Source organism: Streptomyces sp. SID3343, assembly GCF_009865215.1.
Taxonomy (GTDB): domain Bacteria; phylum Actinomycetota; class Actinomycetes; order Streptomycetales; family Streptomycetaceae; genus Embleya.
Genome location: NZ_WWJX01001142.1, coordinates 1 through 1,883, shown reverse-complemented (window position 1 = coordinate 1,883; position 1,883 = coordinate 1). Strand labels below are relative to the sequence as shown.

Sequence of the window (1,883 nt, the reverse complement as noted above, 5' to 3'; positions counted from 1 at the left end):
CGACCCCGCCCCCGACCTCGAAACCAACACCGGCACCGGCGCCGGCACCCGCCCGTCCCATGCCGTGCGCTCCGGCGTGCCGAGGCCCGTGGCGGGCGTCGTGGGCGTTGCGGGCGTCCTGGGCATCGCGGGCGGTCGACCGCCCGTCCAGGTGCTTCATCCGCTCGAACACGGCCTCCGCCGTAGGGGTCGCCAGTTCGTCGACGATGCGGCCGTCGGCCAGGAAGACCACCCGGTCCGCGTACGCCGCCGCGCCCGGGTCGTGCGTGACCATCACCACGGTCTGCTGCCACGCGTGCACGCCGCTCCGGAGCAGTTCGAGCACCTCGGTTCGGGAGCGCGAGTCGAGATTGCCGGTCGGCTCGTCGGCGAACACGAGCTCCGGCCGGGACACCAACGCCCGGGCGACCGCAACGCGTTGCTGTTGTCCACCGGACAACTCCGCGGGCCGATGCGCGAGGCGTCCGGCGAGGCCGGTGGCCGCCACGATGCGATCGAGGTGGTCGCGGGCCACCCGTCGCCCGGCGATCTCCATCGGCAGCGTGATGTTTTCCAGGGCGGTGAGCGTGGGCAGCAGATTGAACCCTTGGAACACGAACCCGACCCGGTCGCGCCGGAGTTCGGTCAGGGCGGTGTCGCCGAGACCGCTCAGCTCGGTGTCGCCGATCGACACGCTGCCCCGGGTGGCCGTGTCCAGGCCGGCCAGGCACTGCATCAGCGTCGACTTCCCCGAGCCCGACGGTCCCATGATCGCGGTGAACCCGCCGCGAGCGATGTCCACGTCCACTCCGGCCAACGCCACCACGCGCACGGCGCCCGTGCCGTACTCCTTGACCAGTCCCCGCGCCCGCGCCGCGATTCCCGACTCGTCGGGCGCCCCCCCGACGACCGCCGCCGCCCCGTTCCCACTCCTCGACATCGCGCCGACCTTCCGCTCACCCGGTACGGCCCCACCCGGTGTGCGGGGCCCGAATCACCGGTGGGAACAGCCTGCGATCCCGTCGGCGACCCGAACATGGGGCGCAGCACCGACCCCACCTGCGGAAAACCACACCCCCACCCGCAATCGACACCCGCACCGCGCGCATCCTGACCGGACGATTTCGCCCGCGCCGCAGCCGCCGGCTCGGCAACGGCGGCGGCCGACAACGGTGTTCGTCGCTTTCCGAGTCGACGTGGGGCGGCCCCGACGCACGCCGCCGGACAAGCCGAACTCCCCACGGGCCGGGGCCGGGCGTTCGCCCCGACCCGGAAGTCCCGCATTCCGACCGCCGATTCCCGCGTCGCCGTTGACGGCCTGCCCCACGCTGCGTTATACCGAGTATTATACTCAGTATAACGAGATCCCGGAGGCACGATGAGCGTGCGACACGCGCTGTTGGCCCTGCTCGGCGAAGGGCCCAAGTACGGGCTGCAATTGCGGCAGGAATTCGAGGCGCGGACCGGTGACGTCTGGCCGTTGAACGTCGGTCAGGTCTACACGACGATGCAGCGCCTGGAGCGCGACAAGCTCGTCGAGTCCGACGCCGGCGACACCAACGACGGGCCACAGAAGACCTTTCGGATCACCGCGGCCGGCAGCACGGAGCTGAACACGTGGCTGCGCACGCCGCCCGGCGCCGACGCCCCGCCTCGCGACGAGTTGGTGATCAAGGTGCTGGTCGCGCTGCGGCTGCCCGGTGTCGACGTCCGCGAGATCCTCCAGGACCACCGGCGGCACACGATCGCGCAGATGCGCCAGTACACCCGGCTCAAGGAGGACGCGGCCGACGACCTCGCGCTGCTCCTGGTCGCCGACGCCCAACTGTTCCGCCTGCAATCGATGGTGCACTGGTTGGACTCGGCCGAGTCTCGCGTACGCCACCACAGCCCGGTCGCACCCG

The 1,883-nt window shown here is 71.5% G+C and carries 2 protein-coding genes; one reads left to right on the top strand and one right to left on the bottom strand.

The annotated features are described in order from the left end of the window. A partial coding sequence (locus GT354_RS35980) for an ABC transporter ATP-binding protein (protein ID WP_161360585.1) occupies positions 1-919 on the bottom strand: 919 nt, incomplete at its 3' end. 438 nt (positions 920-1,357) lie between these two features. On the opposite strand from GT354_RS35980, the gene GT354_RS35975 reads away from it, so the two are divergent. After that, positions 1,358-1,883, top strand: a 526-nt coding sequence (locus GT354_RS35975; RefSeq protein ID WP_161360584.1) for a PadR family transcriptional regulator, incomplete at its 3' end; no start/stop codon positions are given.